Raw genomic sequence first — 1,697 nt, forward strand, 5'->3', positions numbered from 1 at the left:
CGAGCAGGCCAGACAGCATCCCGCTCGCGGGCGCGATCACCGGCGTCAGCACCTTCTCGCCATAGCGGGCCCGCAGCGTCGCGCGCAGATCGCCGATGCCATCGGCAAGCCCGAGCCCGATCGCGGTCTCGCCAGCCCAGTATTCGCCGGTGAACAACTCGTCATCAGGCCCCCTCAGGCGACTGCCGCGGCTCTGCTTAACCAGCGCGATGAAGATCGCATGGATCTCGCGCTGGATCGACTTCAGCCGGGCGACGTCATCGGGGTTTTCGGGGAGGAACGGATCGAGCATCGCCTTGTGCGCGCCCGCCGTATAGAGCCGCCGCTCGACCCCGATCTTCTTGATCAATCCCTCGAGGCCGAAGCTGCCGCCGACCACGCCGATCGAGCCCAGGATCGAGGACGGGTCGCAATAGATCTCGTCACCGGCGCAGGCGATCATGTAGCCGCCGGAAGCCGCGACGTCCTCGACGAACACCAGCACCGGCAGCTTCTTCTCGGCGGCCAGTTGCCGGATGCGCAGATAGATCTGCCGCGACTGCACCGGCGAGCCGCCCGGCGAATTGATCACCAGCGCCACCGCCTTGGCATTCCGAGTGCCAAAGGCGCGCTCCAGCATCTTGGCGACGCCGGCGAGCGTCATGCCGGGCCGCAGCGGCGTCACCGCGCCGATCACGCCTGACAGCCGCACCACCGGCACGACAGCCATGCCGCGCCTGAATCGCGCCGGGAGCATTCCCTGCGCGCGATCGAGCCATCCCGAACGTCCTCCAGAATGCCCTTGGCGATCACTAATTTGTTCACTCATGCCGTTACCTCGAATTAACCACTTTTTATCACGCCAGTGTCATTGGATTTCGTGGAACGCGTTTTGCATTTTGTCATTGGGGTTGCAACGCGCGGGCGGAGAGGGAGCCATGAAGATCTACCTGCTGATTTTGCTGATCGGTACACTTCTGACCGCGATCCACTTCACATCCAGGCCTGAACGCCAGTCGGAAACGGCCCCGCAGTGATTTAGTGCCAGTACGACGCGGGCAGCATCCCTGCCCGTCAGCGCCGCGCCAGCGGCAATTCCCCTTTCCCAGCCAAGATCTCCTGCACCCATTTATTGGGCACACGTGACTCTTCATTGAGCAACAGCGCGGCATGCAGCCGCGTCGGCGCCCGGCCGCCCTTGGTGGCCCGCACCAGGATTCGGATCGCCGGCGAGGTCACCTCGCCATGAACCGGCAGGATCTCGAGGCTGCCAAAGCCGCGGTCGAGCGCAGCCAGCACCTCGGCAATCCCGTCGGCCCGCCAGATCAGCGCAAGCTGCCCGTTCGACCTGAGGATCCGCCGCGCCACGTGAACCCAGCTGGCGAGCGTGGTCGCGGTCGCGACATGGGCGCGCTGCCGCACGCCGTCCGGCGAGGCGCGGTGCCTCGAGGGATCGTTGAACGGCGGGTTCATCAGCACGACGTCGGCGCTGTCGGGCGCAAGTCCGGCGTCATCGAAGGCGGAGGCGCCGGCCTCGACATCGAGCACGATCACCTCGGCCATGATCGCGTTGGCGCTGGCGTTATTCCGGGCCAGCTCGGCCAATGCAGGGTCGATTTCGACCAGAACCAGATCGATCCCGCTGACCCGCCGTGCCACCGCGAGCCCAGCGGCGCCGACGCCGGAGCCGAGATCGACGACCCGGTGGCCTGATCGGG

The 1,697-nt window shown here is 66.1% G+C and carries 2 protein-coding genes; both read right to left on the reverse strand.

The genetic code is table 11. The features are described from left to right. On the reverse strand, positions 1–808 hold an 808-nt coding region (locus H8B02_RS47090), incomplete at its 3' end, for a S49 family peptidase (protein ID WP_229172490.1). Positions 809–1,053: 245 nt separating this feature from the next. Further along, on the reverse strand, positions 1,054–1,697 hold a 644-nt coding region (locus H8B02_RS47095; RefSeq protein WP_229172491.1), incomplete at its 5' end, for a tRNA1(Val) (adenine(37)-N6)-methyltransferase.

This window comes from Bradyrhizobium altum, assembly GCF_020889705.1.
GTDB lineage: Bacteria > Pseudomonadota > Alphaproteobacteria > Rhizobiales > Xanthobacteraceae > Bradyrhizobium > Bradyrhizobium altum.